The sequence below is a fragment of the Salinibaculum sp. SYNS191 genome (assembly GCF_037338445.1).
Lineage (GTDB): Archaea > Halobacteriota > Halobacteria > Halobacteriales > Haloarculaceae > Salinibaculum > Salinibaculum marinum.
In genome coordinates this window covers 2,750,110-2,765,156 of record NZ_CP147838.1, presented here as the reverse complement: position 1 = coordinate 2,765,156, position 15,047 = coordinate 2,750,110, and the positions used below count along the sequence as shown (strand labels likewise).

At 69.1% G+C, this 15,047-nt stretch carries 18 protein-coding genes; 10 read left to right on the top strand and 8 right to left on the bottom strand.

Annotation, left to right across the window (positions count from 1 at the left end):
* Positions 1-230 precede the first annotated feature (230 nt).
* From WDJ57_RS14660 to WDJ57_RS14650, 3 genes are read right to left on the bottom strand one after another with little or no spacing between them, the layout of a single operon-like run.
* Positions 231-971, bottom strand: coding sequence for an ABC transporter permease (locus WDJ57_RS14660; protein ID WP_338901562.1), 741 nt, complete (start codon positions 969-971; stop codon positions 231-233).
* Entirely contained in the window at positions 968-1,705 is a 738-nt protein-coding gene (locus WDJ57_RS14655) for a hypothetical protein (protein ID WP_338901561.1), read from the bottom strand. Before WDJ57_RS14655 ends, WDJ57_RS14660 begins: the two co-directional genes overlap by 4 nt.
* A complete protein-coding gene (locus tag WDJ57_RS14650) occupies positions 1,702-2,535 on the bottom strand; it encodes an ABC transporter ATP-binding protein (RefSeq protein ID WP_338901560.1) in 834 nt (277 codons plus the stop codon). The genes WDJ57_RS14655 and WDJ57_RS14650 overlap by 4 nt, the downstream gene beginning before the upstream one ends.
* A gap of 55 nt (positions 2,536-2,590) precedes the next feature.
* On the opposite strand from WDJ57_RS14650, the gene WDJ57_RS14645 reads away from it, so the two are divergent.
* Together WDJ57_RS14645 and hmgA are read left to right on the top strand one after the other, a co-directional pair.
* Complete coding sequence (locus WDJ57_RS14645; RefSeq protein ID WP_338901559.1) at positions 2,591-3,139, top strand: GbsR/MarR family transcriptional regulator; 549 nt, start codon at positions 2,591-2,593, stop codon at positions 3,137-3,139.
* 123 nt (positions 3,140-3,262) lie between these two features.
* Positions 3,263-4,489 (top strand): hydroxymethylglutaryl-CoA reductase (NADPH), encoded by a 1,227-nt coding sequence (gene hmgA, locus WDJ57_RS14640; RefSeq protein ID WP_338901558.1) that lies wholly within the window; start codon positions 3,263-3,265, stop codon positions 4,487-4,489.
* On the opposite strand, the gene WDJ57_RS14635 is transcribed toward hmgA, so the two are convergent.
* Together WDJ57_RS14635 and WDJ57_RS14630 are read right to left on the bottom strand one after the other, a co-directional pair.
* A complete protein-coding gene (locus WDJ57_RS14635) occupies positions 4,486-4,842 on the bottom strand; it encodes a hypothetical protein (protein WP_338901557.1) in 357 nt (118 codons plus the stop codon). The two genes, hmgA and WDJ57_RS14635, sit on opposite strands and share 4 nt — an antisense overlap.
* Positions 4,839-5,363, bottom strand: a complete 525-nt coding sequence (locus WDJ57_RS14630; RefSeq protein WP_338901556.1) for a DUF5817 domain-containing protein — start codon at positions 5,361-5,363, stop codon at positions 4,839-4,841. The genes WDJ57_RS14635 and WDJ57_RS14630 overlap by 4 nt, the downstream gene beginning before the upstream one ends.
* A gap of 88 nt (positions 5,364-5,451) precedes the next feature.
* On the opposite strand from WDJ57_RS14630, the gene WDJ57_RS14625 reads away from it, so the two are divergent.
* From WDJ57_RS14625 to WDJ57_RS14615, 3 genes are read left to right on the top strand one after another with little or no spacing between them, the layout of a single operon-like run.
* Positions 5,452-6,795, top strand: a complete 1,344-nt coding sequence (locus WDJ57_RS14625) for a glycerate kinase type-2 family protein (protein ID WP_338901554.1) — start codon at positions 5,452-5,454, stop codon at positions 6,793-6,795.
* A 59-nt stretch (positions 6,796-6,854) separates the two neighbouring features.
* Entirely contained in the window at positions 6,855-7,193 is a 339-nt protein-coding gene (locus WDJ57_RS14620; RefSeq protein WP_338901553.1) for a cupin domain-containing protein, read from the top strand.
* Between the two features lie 41 nt (positions 7,194-7,234).
* Positions 7,235-8,095: a hypothetical protein gene (locus tag WDJ57_RS14615; protein WP_338901552.1), complete on the top strand. Its 861-nt coding sequence runs from the start codon at positions 7,235-7,237 to the stop codon at positions 8,093-8,095.
* Positions 8,096-8,210: 115 nt separating this feature from the next.
* Here the strand turns inward: WDJ57_RS14615 and icd are convergent, their stop codons facing one another.
* Together icd and WDJ57_RS14605 are read right to left on the bottom strand one after the other, a co-directional pair.
* Positions 8,211-9,473 carry an isocitrate dehydrogenase (NADP(+)) gene (gene icd / locus WDJ57_RS14610; RefSeq protein WP_338901551.1) on the bottom strand — a complete coding sequence of 421 codons (1,263 nt, stop codon included), beginning with the start codon at positions 9,471-9,473 and terminating at the stop codon, positions 8,211-8,213.
* A 102-nt stretch (positions 9,474-9,575) separates the two neighbouring features.
* Entirely contained in the window at positions 9,576-10,277 is a 702-nt protein-coding gene (locus WDJ57_RS14605; protein ID WP_338901550.1) for a hypothetical protein, read from the bottom strand.
* A 61-nt stretch (positions 10,278-10,338) separates the two neighbouring features.
* On the opposite strand from WDJ57_RS14605, the gene WDJ57_RS14600 reads away from it, so the two are divergent.
* The 3 genes from WDJ57_RS14600 (at position 10,339) to map (ending at position 12,716) form a co-directional block, all read left to right on the top strand.
* Positions 10,339-11,226, top strand: a complete 888-nt coding sequence (locus WDJ57_RS14600; RefSeq protein ID WP_338901548.1) for an isoaspartyl peptidase/L-asparaginase — start codon at positions 10,339-10,341, stop codon at positions 11,224-11,226.
* A 65-nt stretch (positions 11,227-11,291) separates the two neighbouring features.
* Entirely contained in the window at positions 11,292-11,774 is a 483-nt protein-coding gene (locus WDJ57_RS14595) for a phosphate-starvation-inducible PsiE family protein (protein ID WP_338901547.1), read from the top strand.
* A gap of 45 nt (positions 11,775-11,819) precedes the next feature.
* Positions 11,820-12,716 (top strand): type II methionyl aminopeptidase, encoded by an 897-nt coding sequence (map, locus tag WDJ57_RS14590; protein WP_338901546.1) that lies wholly within the window; start codon positions 11,820-11,822, stop codon positions 12,714-12,716.
* Between the two features lie 282 nt (positions 12,717-12,998).
* Here the strand turns inward: map and WDJ57_RS14585 are convergent, their stop codons facing one another.
* The gene (locus WDJ57_RS14585; protein ID WP_338901545.1) at positions 12,999-13,199 is read right to left on the bottom strand and encodes a hypothetical protein; all 201 of its coding nucleotides are present in this window, start codon (positions 13,197-13,199) and stop codon (positions 12,999-13,001) included.
* A gap of 247 nt (positions 13,200-13,446) precedes the next feature.
* On the opposite strand from WDJ57_RS14585, the gene WDJ57_RS14580 reads away from it, so the two are divergent.
* Positions 13,447-13,989, top strand: a complete 543-nt coding sequence (locus WDJ57_RS14580) for an HIT family protein (protein WP_338901544.1) — start codon at positions 13,447-13,449, stop codon at positions 13,987-13,989.
* Between the two features lie 48 nt (positions 13,990-14,037).
* Complete coding sequence (locus tag WDJ57_RS14575) at positions 14,038-14,970, top strand: cation diffusion facilitator family transporter (RefSeq protein WP_338901543.1); 933 nt, start codon at positions 14,038-14,040, stop codon at positions 14,968-14,970.
* Positions 14,971-15,047: the final 77 nt, after the last annotated feature.

Genomic DNA, 15,047 nt, shown 5'->3' with positions numbered 1-15,047 from the left:
CACGGTGTCCCACCTGGTAGTGTACCCGTCTACGAACTAGCGTATTGAAAAGATTTTGTATTCAAAAAGCGGTTTCGATGGAGAAACGCGCTGAATATATCAGGTACAGCGACATGAGTTAGCATGGCGAGGGGTCGAACAGGCGAGAGTGTGAAAAGAGCGGGAGTGTGGACGGCGAGCACTGGAAACGGGGACGGCGAAGAGACAGAACCGACAGACTGCGTGCGGATTCACTCCGGTCGCGCCGAGCGGTAGAAGGCCCCCAGCGAGACGACGCCGAGAACGGCGAGGTAGGCGACGCCGAGCGCGACGGAGCCGAGTTCGACCGTGCCGAAGCCGGCGTCGATTGCCAGTTCGAGCGGGACGTGGCCGGGCAGGTAGGGCGCGACGGCTGCCTCGTCGGCCACCATCGGGTTCTGGAAGACGAACATGTCGATCATGGACCCGAAGAGGACGACGTAGACGCCGGCCAGGCGGTCGAAGACCAGTCCGGCGAGGACGCCGAAGAGCCCGTAGACCAGCGCACCCAGCAGCGTCGCGACGACGAACCAGCCGAAGTGGGCGACCGACAGCGGCGTCACGAACGTCGCGCCGACGGCGACGGCGGTGACGAAGACGCCGACGACCGCGAGTAGGCCGGTGCGGGCAACGAGCACCTCGCGCGGCCGGTAGCCGGCGATGATCAGGCGGGAGTCGGCCTCACGAGTCGCCCGCATCAGGAACAGGCCGGCGATGGCCCCGACCAGGCCGGCGACCATCGGCGTGAACATGGCGACGTAGACCTCGACCATCGAGGCCATCTGCGTCCCTTCGCCCGGGACCGCCAGCGGGACAGTCGTGTCCGGGACGAGCGCGGCGAAGACGACGATGATGTAAGCGGGCAGGGCGACCATCAGCGCCAGCAGGACCGGCATCCGCCGGTACTCGCGTACGCCCATCGCCAGCGCGGTCAGGGTCCGGTGTCCGCTCATGCCCAGACACCTCCCGTTCCGGTCGTGTGCACGTAGACGGCCAGCGAGAGTACGGAGAGCACGCCGAGGTAGGCCAGGCCGCCGAGGACGTCACCGGCCGCGACGGTTCCGGACTGGACGGCGTCGGTGAACAGCGTGTGCGGGAAGTGCAGCGGCGTGAGGTTCACGACCGGCGAGTCGACGTTCACCAGTCCGCTGGAGAGGAAGTCGTCGAAGTCTGCGAGGAAGACCAGCACGAGCGACCCCTCCAGTTCGCCGGGCGCGACGGCACCGACGAGGATGCCGATGAGACCGTAGAGCAGACTCCCGAGCAGGAGCGCGCCGACGGCGACCAGCGGCGCGGCGACCGTCACCGACTGCGCGAGGACGGCGAAGGACGCGACGGTGGCGAGGACGCTCACGGAGACGACGACCGCCAGCCGCGAGCAGAACAGTTCGGCCCGCCGGAAGCCGCTCAGTCCCAGGCGCTCGTCGGCCTGTGCGGCGCTGAGCACCTGGAACAGGCCGATGAGGCCAGCGAGGAAGGCGGCGGCGAAGACCGCCCCGTTGATGCGCCCCATCGTCGCCGGCGGGGCCGAGAGGAAGGGCAGGTCCGGGAACGTCTCCATCGCCATCCCGTACACCTCGATGACGACCGGCGGGAGCACGACCAGAAAGAGGACGTGCAGCGGCCGGCGGACGAACTCGCGGACGTGTGCGCTCGTGCCGGCCCGCAACCGCGCGGCGGTGCTCATTCGGGGGTCACCTCCGCGTCCGGCGGCCGCTGGCCGTCCGTGCGGCTGTCGCCGTGGCCGCCCTGCACGCCGGCATCGTCGGGCGTCTCGGGCGCGACCGCATCCTGCTCGTGGAGGCGGCCGTCGCGGAGTTCGTAGATGCGGTCGAAGCGTTCGCGCTCGCTGACGAAGTGCGAGATAATGGCGATAGCGGTGCCGCGGTCGGTCAACTCCTCCGTCAGGTCCCAGAACGCGAGGTAGGTCTCCCAGTCGAAGCCGGTGTAGGGCTCGTCCAGCAGGAGCACGTCGGGGTCGTGCATCAGGGCGACGCCGAGGTTGACCTTCTGTCGGTTGCCGCCGCTCAAGTGGTCCACGCGATAGTCGAGGAAGCGCTCGAAGTCCAGGCGGTCAGCGAGGCGCTCGCGGGCCTCGGCGATCTCCTCGGCGTCCATCCCGTAGGCGCGGCCGAAGAGGTCGAACGTCTCCGAGACGGTCAGGCGGTCGTACAACAGCGGGTCCTGGGGACACCAGCCCGCCGCGCCCGACCGCTCGACCTGACCGGCGTCGGCCTCCAGCGCGCCGACGAGGACCTTCATCAGCGTCGACTTGCCGCTGCCGTTCTCGCCGACGATGCCGACGATTTCGCCCGCGCCGAGTTCGAGGTCCGCGCTGTCGAGGACCTCGACGGTCCGCCCGAACGGCAGCGGCGAGTCGTAGGTCTTCGCCACGTCGGTCGCCCGCAATACGACGCCCTCCGGGAGGTCGTCGCTGCCGCCGTCGGCCGCGAGTCGGCCGCGGGGAGTCGTCACGTCGCTATCGTCCGGTTCGGTGTCGTCATCTATATTCGGCATATACCGAATATTCCGAAGGAAACGATTTATACCTTTCGCCTCAGTATCACATCCCATGAGCGAGGACAGCGGCGAGGGCGTCGAGGAGGCCGACATCGAGGCCGCCAGGGAGGAAGTCATCGAGGCCATGGCCCGCAGCGCCGAGGTGTACGGGGCAAAGCGCAGCTACGGCCGGCTGTTCGGCATCCTCTACTTCGCGGCGGAACCGATGTCGCTGGACGACCTGGTGGAGGAGAGCGGGTACGCGAAGTCGACGGTCAGCACGGCGATGAGCACGCTCGAACGGTTCCACCTCGTTCAGCGCCGGTCGATGCCGGGCGAGGGCAAGCGCGCCTTCTTCGAGGCCGAGGACGACTTCTGGTACGTCTTCCAGCAGTACCTCGACCAGCAGGTGCGCCGCGAGATAGAGATGATGTCCCGCGCGCTCGAAGCCGCGGAGATGGTCCTAGAGCAGGCGGACGACGAGGACGCGGAGCGTGACCTCGAACAGGTACGGGAGCTACAGCGGATGTACGACCGCTCGGAGACGATGGTCGACGTAGCCACCAGCGAGCGCCTCGACAAACTGGTTGGTCTCGTCGAGCGGGTACGAGGATCTGAGTGAAACGAAGACCCTCGCGTGGCGAGCGGGGAGCGACTGCGACCCGCGAGCGGCGGTCCCCCGAGTGAAGCGAGGACCCAGTGCAGGGTCGCAGGGCTTAGGGGGGCCGCCTGCGACAGGCAACCCATGACAGACCCAGCCGAACTCGCCGCGCGGGTCCGCGAGGGGGACCTGCGCCTCTACGAACTGGAGGACCACGCCGACGCCGAGACGGCCGCCGCCGCGCGCCGTCACCTCGTCGAGACGGAGACCGACGCCGACCTGGACGCAATCGCCGACTACACCTTCGACGCCGAGGACGTCGACGCCAGCATCGAGAACCTCGTCGGCGGAGCACAGCTCCCGATGGGCATCGCCGGACCGGTCCCCATCGACGGCGGCGCGGCCGACGGCGAGTACTACCTGCCGCTCGCGACGACCGAGGGCGCACTCGTCGCCAGCGTCAACCGCGGGCTCTCTGCGATTCGCGCGGCGGGCGGGGCGACGGCCCGGGTCACCGACAGCGGGATGACGCGCGCGCCGGTGTTCCGCGTCGCCGGCATCGCCGAGGCCGAGCAGGTCGTCGAGTGGGTCGACGACAACGCCGAACGGCTCCGGGAGGCCGCCGAGTCCACGACCAGCCACGGCGAACTCACCGCCGTCGACCCCTACGTCGTCGGCGACTCCGTCTTCCTGCGCTTTATCTACGACACCAAGGACGCGATGGGGATGAACATGGCCACCATCGCCACGCGGGAAGCGTCGGAACTGGTCGAATCGGAGACCCCCGCCGACCTCGTGGCGCTGTCGGGCAACCTCTGCTCCGACAAGAAGCCGGCGGCCATCAACGCCATCGAGGGTCGGGGCCGCTCGGTCACCGCCGACGTGGTGCTCCCCCGCGAGTACGTCGAAGAAACGCTGAAGACGACGCCGGAGGCGATGGTCGAGGGCAACACCCGGAAGAACCTCATCGGCAGTGCGAAGGCCGCCTCGCTGGGATTCAACGCCCACGCCGCCAACACCGTCGCCGCCGTCTTCCTGGCGACCGGGCAGGACGCCGCGCAGGTCGTCGAGGGGGCCAACGCCATCACGACGATGGAGGTCCGCGACGACGAGGATGGCGAGGGCGGCCTCTACGCCAGCATCTCCTTCGCATCGCTGGAGGTCGGGACCGTCGGCGGCGGGACGAAGCTCCCCACCCAGTCCGAGGCGCTGGACGTTCTCGGGCACACGGGCGGGGGCGAACCGGCGGGGGCGAACGCGAACGCGCTCGCGGAAATCATCGCCGTCGGCGCGCTCGCCGGCGAACTCTCGCTGGTCGCGGCCTTCACCTCGCGGCACCTCGCCAGCGCCCACGAGGAACTGGGCCGCTAGCGGCGGCCGCGGTACATCTCGGCGAACAGGAAGACCGCTCCGCCGATGACGACGGCCAGGCCGAGAAACCAAATGACGCCGCTTCCCAGCACCGGCCCGAGGACGAGCAGCGTCCAGCCCAGGCCGGCGACGCCGTGGACCAGTGCCACCGTGCGCTCGCCCTGCCAGTAGAACAGGACCGCGCCGAGGTCCAGCGCGACGGCCAGCGCGACGAAGGAGAAGGCGACGACGGGCACCTCCGACTCCCCGACCGGAATCGGGTCGACGAAGGGCTGTGCGAGGAACAGTCCCCCGGCGAGTGCCATGAACGCGCCGACGACGAGCGGCGCGGGGTCGACCTCGCGGACGTTCATACCAGCCGGTACCTCCCGCGGTTCTCCGTGACCTCGCCGGCGCGGACGAGTTTCTCCAGCGCCGTTCTGGTGTACTCCGCGGGGACGCCGCGCTCTGCTGCGTACGCGACCACCGCCTCCTCGTCGGGGGTGTCGAGGTCCCGTAGCGCCTGCCGGACAGTCTCCTTTCGGCTCTGTCCGCTGGCGGTTCCCGCTTCGCTTCGCTCCCCGGCGGCCGCCACTTCGGCGGCGTCGATGCCCGACGCCTCCAGATAAGTCTCGTCGTCGACGCCGGCGTCGTCGACGTAGGACTCCATCTCGGCGAACGAATCCAGGTCGGCGAAGGCGTCGCCGAGGTCCTGGCGGTTGGCGAGCATCGACGCGCGGACTTCGCGAGCGTGGTCCTCGTCGTCGGTCGTGACGAACTGCCGGCGCTTCTCGTACTGGCGGGTGGTACCACAGCGGGGACACTGGCTGGTCTGGGGCCGTCCCTCGACAATCCAGAGGGCGGAACACTCGCCGCACCCGACGACGGCGTACATACCCGTGAGTACGGCTGTGCGAGCAAGAAAGCTCCGTTCGACCGGGACCACCGAAAGGCGCTTTGCGCGAGGCCCTGTTGCGGCCGATATGTTCACCGACCGGGAGAGAATCGAGCACTCGCCGCTGCACGGGGACGCACTGGACTGCGTGGCGGCCGGTATCGACGCCGCACACCCGGAACGGGTGGTCCGGGAGACGGTCGCGGTCAGCGACGGGACGATGACGGTGCAGGGGGAGACGTGTGACCTCGACGGCTACGACCGACTGCTGGTCGTCGGCGGGGGCAACGCGGCCGGGACCGCCGCCAGCGCCGTCGAGGGCGTCCTCGGCGACCGCATCGACGCGGGGGCGGTGGTGACCGACGACTCCGCCCCGACCGAGCGGATAGACGTACTGGCGGGGGACCACCCCGTCCCCAGCGAGACCGGGGTCGAGAGCACTCGCCGGATGCTGGAGGTTCTCGACTCTGCCGGAGAGAACGACCTCGTCTTGGTACTGGTCACCGGCGGCGGCAGCGCGCTCATGACCGCCCCCGCCGAGGGCATCGCGCTCGCGGACCTCCAGGCGCTGACCGACGCCCTCCTGCGCTCGGGGGCCGACATCGGCGAGATAAACGCGATCAGGAAGCACGTCTCGCAAATCAAGGGCGGGCGACTGGCAGCGGCGGCAGCGCCCGCGACGGTCGTCGGACTGGTCTTCAGCGACGTGGTGGGCAACGACCTCGCGACGATAGCCAGCGGTCCGATTGCACCCGACCAGACGACCTACGCCGACGCCCTGTCCGTCCTCGACCGGTACGGCGTGGACGCGCCGTCGGCCGTCCGCGACCACCTCGAAGCGGGGGCCGACGGCGACGTGTCCGAGACGCCCGGGCCGGGAAGTCCCGCCTTCGAGCGCGTCACCAACTACGTCCTCGCGGACGGCCTCACCGCCATCAAGGCCGCCGCCGACACCGCCGCCGAGCGGGGGTACGAGCCCGTCGTCCTCTCCTCGCGCATCCGCGGCGAGGCCAGCGAGGCGGCGAAGACCCACGCCGCAATCGCCGAGGAGTGCCGGGCCAGCGGCCACCCGGCCGAGCCCCCCGTCGCGCTGGTGTCAGGCGGCGAGACGACCGTCACCGGCCCCGGTGATGGGACCGGCGGCCCCAACCAGGAGTTCGCACTGCAGGTCGCCGTCGACCTGGAGGACTCCCGGACGGTGCTGGCCTGCGTCGACACCGACGGCATCGACGGGGCGACCGACGCGGCCGGCGCGCTCGTCGACCACCGGACCGTCGACGACGCCGACGCCGCACGCGAGGCACTCGCCGCCCACGACGTCCACCCGTTCCTCGACGACAGGGGGGCGATACTGGAGACGGGACCGACGGGGACGAACGTCAACGACCTCCGTGTCCACCTCGTCGGCCGGACGGACGAGTCCGGCGAGTGACCGCCGCCGCTGCGCGCGGCCGGGCCAACGCTTAGGGGAGTGCCGCGTGGAGTGAGCGTATGCAGTCGATGGCACCCGCCGATGGCGAGACCGTCGAGGTGGTCGACGGCGTCCACCTCACGCAACTGGCCGCGGGCGAGAACATGAGCGTCCAGCACTTCCACATCGAACCCGGAGCCGTCGTCCCGGAACACAGCCACCACCACGAGCAGGCCGGCCTCGTTGTCAAGGGGACGCTGACCTTCCACGTCGACGGGGACGACCACGTCATCAGCCCCGGCGAGTCCTACGTCATCCCCGGCGACGAGGCCCACAGCGCGGAGAACCACGCCGACGTGCCGGTCGACGGCGTCGACGTCTTCAGCCCGCCGCGAACCGACCCGGACTGGGCCGAGTAGCGGGCCACCGTTTAAGCCACGGGGCTCCGTAGCGCCGAGCGATGGGTCCCCGCCCGCGTGTACTTCTCGTCGTCGTCCTCGCGCTGTCTGCCGGTTGTGCCGGACTGTTCGGCGGCAACAGCCAGACCGACCCGGTCACGCCAGTCCCGGAACTCGACCCGCCCGCACCGGGCGTCCCGGCACCCGACCAGCCCGGCGTGGGGCAGGTGAGCGTCGACGCCGACCGTCTGGCCGCGGCCAACGAGCAGGCCAGGGCGAACGCCACCTACACGCTGGAGCGGACGGTCGTCGTCCGCGGCCCGAACGGGACGATGCGCATCGAACGCACCCGACTGTCGGGGGACGGTGACGTGGCACTGGAACGGCTCAGCATCGACGGGAGCGGGAAACTGTCGTCGGTCGTCGAGAACGGGACGCTGTGGACCAACGGCACGACGACCTGGACGCGGACGCGGCTCTCGAACGGCCGGACGGTCACGAACCGGCTGGTCGGCAGCAGTCCCGAGCCGTACGGCTTCGGCGTCGACCTGGCTGGGCACGTCCTTGCCGGCGCATCCTTCGAGGTCGCGCCCCGTGACGGGCGAGCCGGCGCAGTCCTCGACTCGCGGCGGGCGTTCTCGATGAGTCTCCCGCTGGTGCCGCTGGCGACCGGCCCGGCCGAGAACGCGACGGCGCGGCTGGTCGTCGACGGGGACGGCCTGGTGCGGGCGCTCGACCTCTCCTACGGGGCCTCCCTCGGCGACCAGCAGCTGCGGGTCGACATCCAGCACCGCGTCGTGGACCGGGGAACGACGCGCACCGTCAGTCGCCCGGAGTGGGTGCCGACGACCGAATCGACGGACGGCGCCATAGCCGCGCGGTCGAATCAGTCGGAATCGACAGCGGTCGAAAAGACGGGGTAGCTGGTCTACGCCAGTTTTCGAGGTCGGCAGGCGCGGGCGTCAGAGTGTCAAAAGCGCTAGGCCAGCTTCTCGATGTCATCAGACGTCGTTGGCGTCTGATTGCTTGAAAAACTCGTTATGCGAGTTTTTCGATGTTCGAGACGACTTCGTCGGCGTACTCGCTGGTGGCGAGTTTCTCGCCGCCCTCGATCTGCCGTTCGAGGTCGTAGGTGACTTTCTTCGAGGAGATGGTCGCCTCGCAGGCGTCGCGGACGAGCTGGGCGGCGTCCGTCCAGCCCATGTACTCGAACATCAACACGCCCGAGAGCATCATCGCAGTCGGGTTGACCTTGTCCTGGCCGGCGTACTTCGGCGCGGAACCGTGGACCGGCTCGGCGAGACAGATGCCGTCACCGAAGTTCGCGCCGGGCGCGATGCCGAGGCCGCCGATCTGTGCCCCGCAGGCGTCGGAGAGGTAGTCGCCGTTCAGGTTCATCGTCGCGATGACGTCGTAGTTGTCCGTGCGAGTCAGAATCTGCTGCAGCATGTTGTCGGCGATGCGGTCGTTGACGACCACGGCGTTCTCGGGGGCTTCGCCGTCGCGCTCCTCCCAGAGCGTGTCTTCGGTGATGACCTCGTCGCCGTACTCCTCCTCGGCGACCTCGTAGCCCCAGTCGCGGAAGGCACCTTCGGTGAACTTCATGATGTTGCCCTTGTGGACCAGCGTGACGCTGTCGCGGCCGTGTTCCAGCGCGTAGTCGATGGCCTGACGGACGAGTCGTTTCGTGCCGAACTCGGTGATCGGTTTGACGCCGATGCCCACCGGCCCCGGGTGGATGGTGTCGTCCGCACCCATCTCCTCCTCGACGAACTCCTTGACCTGCTGGACCTCCTCGGTGCCGGCCTCCCACTCGATGCCGGCGTAGACGTCCTCGGTGTTCTCCCGGAACGTGACCATGTCCATCTTCTCCGGTCGCTTGACCGGCGACGGAACGCCGTCGAGGTGGTAGGTCGGCCGGACGTTCGCGTAGGTGTCCAGCGTTTTCCGCAGTGCGACGTTCAGCGAGCGAAAGCCAGCGCCGACGGGCGTCGTCAGCGGTCCCTTGATGGCGACGCGGAACTCGCGAATCGCCTTGACCGTGTCTTCGGGCAGGTTCTCGTCGTACTTCTCGCGGGCCGACTCGCCGGCGTAGACGCGCATCCAGGAGATATCGCGGCCGGTCGCCTGCGCTGCGGCTTCCAGCACTTTCTGTGTCGCCGGTCCGACGTCCGTGCCGATGCCGTCACCGTAGAGAATCGGAATGATCGGGTTGTCCGGAACGGCGAGTTCGTCGGTCTCCTCGTCTACTACCTCGATGGGCTCGCCCTCGTCGGGTACCTCGATTTTATCGTACGCCATATACAGTCACCTTCAGGGTCCCGGACTTTAGTAATGCCGTTTTCACTGGGTCAGCGCCGACACACGAGACGGCCGGACGGCTCGCGAGTCCCACGGACTGAGTCAGTCCCACACCGCGCCGAGCATCGCGCGGAGTTCCCCCGACAGGTTCCAGACCAGCGCCCGCGGGAACCGTGCGCGTGCCCCCCCGACGGCGTCGGTCAGCGCGCCAGGCGCACCCTCGAAGATGCCGGTGCCGTGGCCAAAGAGGATGCGAGCCGGGTCACAGTCCGCGAACGTCTCCCGGGGCGGGTCCAGCCGCGACAGCGAGGGCAACCCCAGACGCTCGTCGCCGACGGTGAACTTCGGGTGGGAACTGAGGTAGTCCGGAACGTACAGCGTGCCGTCGCGCTCGCGGTAGGCGACGCACTCCCGCCAGGCCCGCAGCGGGCGGACCCGCCGGAGGTCGAACCCGGCGACGCTGTCCCCGACCCGTTGGACCGGCGCGTCGACGCGGTCCTCCACCCGCGAGAGCCACGCCGGGACGGTCACGGGAACGTCGTACCGTCGGGCGAAGGCGGCCGCGTCCCGGGTGTGGTAGTCGGCGAGAACGAGCACGCCGGCGACCGCCCCGAGGTCGGCGACGAGACTGTCGACGCCCGGTGCGTCCAGCGGGTCAACCAGCCAGACGCCCCCGTCGGCCCGGATGGCGTGGCTCGCGCGCTGGCCGTCCTCCGCCGGGTGAGCGAGCCAGCCGACCCCGTCCTCCCAGCGGTCGATTGTCCGGTATCCGTCGCTGTCGCCGCGCTCGTAGGTGGAGGGCATCGTCTCCACGGGTGACCGTGCGGACGGTATATCTTTTCCTCTCCCGCCCCGAGGCCCGCCCATGCAGGTGCTGGTCCACGGCGGGGCCGGCGGCGCACCCGACGACCCCGCCCCGCGGCAGGCAGTCGTCGACGAGGCAGCGGCGGCGGGCAACGCGTGCGAGACGCCGCAGGCGGCCGTCCTCGCGGCAGTCCGTCGACTCGAAACCGACCCCCGGTTCAACGCCGGGACGGGAAGCGTCGTCCAGAGCGACGGGCGCATCCGGACGGACGCGGGGCTGATGACCAGCGACGGCGCGGTCGGCGCGGCCTGTGCGATGCCGGACGTCGAACACGCCGTCGACGTGGCGGCGGCCGTCAAGGCGGAGACGCCGCACGTCATGGTCGCGGGCGAGCGGGCGGTCGCGCTCGCCGACGCCGTCGGGGTGGCGACCGACTGCGACCTCTGGACGCCGGCGACCCGTGAGCGGTGGCGGTCTGCGGACCCGCCGAGGGATGCCGACACGAGCGAGCAACTGGCCTGGGTCCGCGACCGCTTCGGCCGCCAGGGCGACGAGCGCGACCACGACACCGTCGGGGCGGTGGCGACCGACGGGACTCGACTGGCAGCGGCGACGTCGACCGGCGGCCGGTGGTTCGCACTCGCCGGCCGCGTCGGCGACGTGCCCCAGGTGGGGGCCGGGTTCTACGCCACGGAGTCGGCGGCAGTGAGTGCGACCGGCGAGGGCGAGGCCATCGCGCGCTTCGGCCTGGCGCGACGCGTCGCCGAGGCCGTCGAAGGCGGTGAGAGCCCCCAGCACGCCGCCGACCGGGTGCTTCGGGGGTTCGCGGCGGAGACCGGCGGCGAGGCGGGCGTCATCGTCGTCGGTGCAGACGGGCAAACCGGCGCGGCGAACAACACCGAAGCGATGCAGACCGCCGAGGCAGCCAGCGAGAGCACGGACGGATAGATTGGGGTCTGTCTTTAACCGGGTGTCTCCCCTAGACGATTACACGATGCTGCGGAGGCCCACGGATGGCTGATGAGGGCAGTCAGGAATCAGAAGGAGCGACGGTCCCGACGTTCGACGAGTTCGCAACGGTCATGGACAGGTTCGTCAACCTCGTCGAACTGGGAGCGGCGGCGCTGTTTGCGCTGCTGTTCGCGGTCGGGGTGGTCGACCTCGCGTTGATCATCGGGAACGCGACCCTCGAAGGCAACATCACCGACCCGCAGGTCGTCATCGGCTTCATCGACGTGGGACTGCTCTTGCTCATCATCGTCGAGGTGTATCAGACGGTCGTCGCGTACATCCGCGAGAACGACACGCGGCGTATCGTCCGCCTGGTCATCTACACCGGCGTCATCGCGCTCGTCAGGAAGGTTATCATCTTCCGAACGGAGGAGTACTCGTCGTTACAGGACGCCCTCTTCGTCGCCGTCTCCTACACAATCCTCACGCTCGGGTTGGTCGCGTTGCTGTACGTCGACCGGCAGACGAGCGAGGGGCCGGCCTGACTGCGGTGGGCAAGGTCTATCACCGACAGCGACGAACGCGGGGGTATGAGCGACGTGGACCTCACGGAGGAGAAGTACGAGAAACACCGCGAAGCGGGCGAGATTCTCGCACAGGTGCGCGAGGAGACCGCAGAGAAGGTCGAGGTCGGCGCGAGCCACCTGGAGGTCGCGGAGTGGGCCGAGGACCGCATCCGCGACCTCGGCGGCGAACCCGCCTTCCCGGTGAACATCTCCATCGACGAGGAGGCTGCCCACGCGACCCCGAGCGCGGACGACGACTCGACGTTCGGCGAGGAGATGGTCAACTTAGACATCGGCGTCCACGTCGACGGCTGGCTGGCCGACACCGCGGTCACGGTCGACCTCTCGGGGAACCCGGAACTGAAAGCGGCCTCCGCGGAAGCGCTGGACGCCGCCATCGAGACGGTCGAAGTGGGCGTCACGACGGGCGAAATCGGCGCGGCCGTCGAGGAGGTCATCGACGGGTACGGCTACAACCCGGTCGTGAACCTGACCGGCCACGGCCTGGGCCACTGGGACCAGCACACCGAGCCGAACATCCCGAACCGCGCGGTCGCACAGGGCGTCGAACTCGAAGCCGGCCAGGTCGTCGCCATCGAGCCCTTCGCCACCGACGGCGGCGGCAAGGTCAAGGAGGGCAGCGAGGAGGAGATCTTCGCGCTCGAACGCGAGGCGTCGGTCCGGAACCGGCAGGCCCGCGAGGCGCTGGCCCAGATTACCGAGGAGTTCAAGACGCTGCCCTTCGCCGCCCGCTGGCTGGACACCGACCGCGCGACGATGGCGCTGCGACGGCTCAAACGGCAGGACATCGTCCACGGCTACCCGGTGCTGAAGGAGGACGACGGCTGTCTCGTCAGCCAGAAGGAACACACCGTCATCGTGACCGAGGACGGGTGTGAAGTGACGACGCGTTCGCGGTAGAGCCTGGAGCGACAGCAAAGGTACCTGAGTGCAGTGGCCGGGAGCGCGCTCCGTCGCGCTCGCCGGGGAAGGGCAGGCCAGCCACGAGCATCCGCGCGAGCAGGGCGAGACCGAAGGTCTCGCTGGCCATGCGGCGCGCGCTCGGGCGCGCCGCAGACAACGCGAGCGCGGTTCCCTCCGAGCGCTCTACCGAGCGCGAGGAGCCTTTTTCCCCACGTTTTTACGAGGAGTGGGCCGCACGCGCCGAAGGCGCGTGGCGAGCCCCGACGAAGTAAAAAGTGGTCAAGCGTTGTTCATCCGCGTCGTCTCCGTCGCACCGCAGACGTCGCACTCGCTGACGCGGTAGGGCTCGCGGGAGAACTCCGCGTTCTCGGGGTCGGGACTCTCGGTGAGTATCTGGACGGTGACAGTGTGGGGAGTGGGGGTGCCACACTGCTCGCACTCCTCGGTCATGTCCGCAACGGGGTCACGTGATGTCGCCATCGTACCACATCATCACCGAGACCGACTATAAAAAGGGCCGACGGTTGAGTCCGTTCGGACCGTTTTATCGCCAGACGTCGACGGGTTTCGGGGTGAAACGAGTCGAGAGCCGTGCAAACAGTTTAATTAACGGTCTGAGTCAATATTTCGCCACTCGAATTCTGAACGGCCGATGCATTTATAAATAGCGTCAGACGGGATGGGTCGGGGCCCGACTGTATATACTGCCGGCGCGATACCACCCGACATGGAGCAGGTGTTCGCACCGTGGCGCATCGACTGGGTGGAGCGGCCGGACAAGAACGCGGACGTCGAGGGCTGTGTCTTCTGTGACCTGCCGGCGCAAGACGCGGACCGCGAGAACAATCTCGTCGCGCGCGCGGACGACGCCTACGTCCTCCTGAACAACTACCCGTACAACCCGGGTCACGCGATGGTCATCCCCCGCGAGCACACCGGCGACTACCGCGACTTGGACGACGCGAGCCTGCTGGCGAAGGAACGGCTGGTCCAGCGGACCATCGACGCGATGGACGCGGCGCTGGGGCCGGACGGCTACAACGTGGGCTACAACCTCGGCGGCGGCGCGGCCGGTGGGTCCATCGACGACCACCTGCACGCACACGTCGTCCCGCGGTGGAGCGGCGACACCAACTTCATGCCGGTCGTCGGCGACACGAAGGTCATCGTCGAGGCGGTGACGGAGACCTACGACCGCCTGCACGCGGCCTTCGCCGACCAGGACGGCGTCCGCGAGGAAGGCGATGACCGTGCGGTCGTCGTGACCTGAGCGGCGGAGCGAAGCGTCTTAACCCGGGGAGCGCGAATCCCGACCAGAATGTCGCGACGGAGTGCGCTCCGGCGGGTCGGCCTGCTCGTCCTCGGAGTCAACGTCGTGCTCGCGGTGGCGAAGGGCGCGGTGTACCTGGAGACCGGCAGCCTGGCGGTTGGCTCGGAGGCGGTCAACAGCCTCGCCGACACCGTCTACAGTTTCGTCATCGTGGGTGGGCTGTACCTGACGACCCAGCCCCCGGACTTCGAGCACCCCCACGGCCACGAGCGCATCGAGCCGTTCGTCTCGCTGTTCGTCGCGCTTGGCATCTTCGCCGCCGGCGCGGCCGTCCTCTGGCAGGCCGGCCAGTCCCTGCTCTCGGGGACGGTGACGGTCACCCAGGGACCGATCGCCGCGGCGGTGCTGATCGCCTCCGGCGTCGTGAAGTTCCTCCTCTACCGGTACTGCCGGCGCATCGGGGAGCGGCGGAACTCCCCGGCGCTGGTCGCGACGGCGCTGGACAATCGCAACGACATCCTCACCGCCGGGGCCGCGCTGGTCGGCGTGCTCGGTGCAGCGGCGGGCTACCCGCTTTTGGACCCGCTCGCGGCCATCCTTGTCGCCGTCGGCATCCTCTACACCGGCGTCGAGGTGGTCCAGGACAACGTCGACTACCTCGTCGGGGCCGCGCCGCCGGAGGACCTGCGCGCGGAAATCGTCCGCCGGGCGCTCGCTCACCCGGAGGTCGAGGGTGCCCACGACGTCATCGCCCACTACGTCGGCCCCGAAATCGACGTGAGTCTCCACATCGAGGTGGAGGGTGACCGGACGCTGCTTGAGGCCCACGACATCGAGACGGAGGTGATGCTCTCCATCCGCGACCTGCCGGAGGTCGACGACGTGTTCGTCCACGTCGACCCGAAGGAGGCCGACGAGTGGAAGGAGGACACCGAGGTCGAGCGCCTGGTCGGCGGCCCGCGACGGGACACCGAGGAGTGATGGGCGACAGCCCTCCGCCGGGCCAGGAGCGGCGGGACGGGCCGGAGACTCGGTACTCCGGGCCGCCCTGATTCGTC

What these genes read in the sequence shown, in the direction of transcription:
- WDJ57_RS14660 (WP_338901562.1), bottom strand. Translation starts at nt 971, where the DNA reads ATGAGCGGACACCGGACCCTGACCGCGCTGGCGATGGGCGTACGCGAG.
- WDJ57_RS14655 (WP_338901561.1), bottom strand. Translation starts at nt 1,705, where the DNA reads ATGAGCACCGCCGCGCGGTTGCGGGCCGGCACGAGCGCACACGTCCGC.
- WDJ57_RS14650 (WP_338901560.1), bottom strand. Translation starts at nt 2,535, where the DNA reads ATGCCGAATATAGATGACGACACCGAACCGGACGATAGCGACGTGACG.
- WDJ57_RS14645 (WP_338901559.1), top strand. Translation starts at nt 2,591, where the DNA reads ATGAGCGAGGACAGCGGCGAGGGCGTCGAGGAGGCCGACATCGAGGCC.
- hmgA (WP_338901558.1), top strand. Translation starts at nt 3,263, where the DNA reads ATGACAGACCCAGCCGAACTCGCCGCGCGGGTCCGCGAGGGGGACCTG.
- WDJ57_RS14635 (WP_338901557.1), bottom strand. Translation starts at nt 4,842, where the DNA reads ATGAACGTCCGCGAGGTCGACCCCGCGCCGCTCGTCGTCGGCGCGTTC.
- WDJ57_RS14630 (WP_338901556.1), bottom strand. Translation starts at nt 5,363, where the DNA reads ATGTACGCCGTCGTCGGGTGCGGCGAGTGTTCCGCCCTCTGGATTGTC.
- WDJ57_RS14625 (WP_338901554.1), top strand. Translation starts at nt 5,452, where the DNA reads ATGTTCACCGACCGGGAGAGAATCGAGCACTCGCCGCTGCACGGGGAC.
- WDJ57_RS14620 (WP_338901553.1), top strand. Translation starts at nt 6,855, where the DNA reads ATGCAGTCGATGGCACCCGCCGATGGCGAGACCGTCGAGGTGGTCGAC.
- WDJ57_RS14615 (WP_338901552.1), top strand. Translation starts at nt 7,235, where the DNA reads ATGGGTCCCCGCCCGCGTGTACTTCTCGTCGTCGTCCTCGCGCTGTCT.
- icd (WP_338901551.1), bottom strand. Translation starts at nt 9,473, where the DNA reads ATGGCGTACGATAAAATCGAGGTACCCGACGAGGGCGAGCCCATCGAG.
- WDJ57_RS14605 (WP_338901550.1), bottom strand. Translation starts at nt 10,277, where the DNA reads ATGCCCTCCACCTACGAGCGCGGCGACAGCGACGGATACCGGACAATC.
- WDJ57_RS14600 (WP_338901548.1), top strand. Translation starts at nt 10,339, where the DNA reads ATGCAGGTGCTGGTCCACGGCGGGGCCGGCGGCGCACCCGACGACCCC.
- WDJ57_RS14595 (WP_338901547.1), top strand. Translation starts at nt 11,292, where the DNA reads ATGGCTGATGAGGGCAGTCAGGAATCAGAAGGAGCGACGGTCCCGACG.
- map (WP_338901546.1), top strand. Translation starts at nt 11,820, where the DNA reads ATGAGCGACGTGGACCTCACGGAGGAGAAGTACGAGAAACACCGCGAA.
- WDJ57_RS14585 (WP_338901545.1), bottom strand. Translation starts at nt 13,199, where the DNA reads ATGGCGACATCACGTGACCCCGTTGCGGACATGACCGAGGAGTGCGAG.
- WDJ57_RS14580 (WP_338901544.1), top strand. Translation starts at nt 13,447, where the DNA reads ATGGAGCAGGTGTTCGCACCGTGGCGCATCGACTGGGTGGAGCGGCCG.
- WDJ57_RS14575 (WP_338901543.1), top strand. Translation starts at nt 14,038, where the DNA reads ATGTCGCGACGGAGTGCGCTCCGGCGGGTCGGCCTGCTCGTCCTCGGA.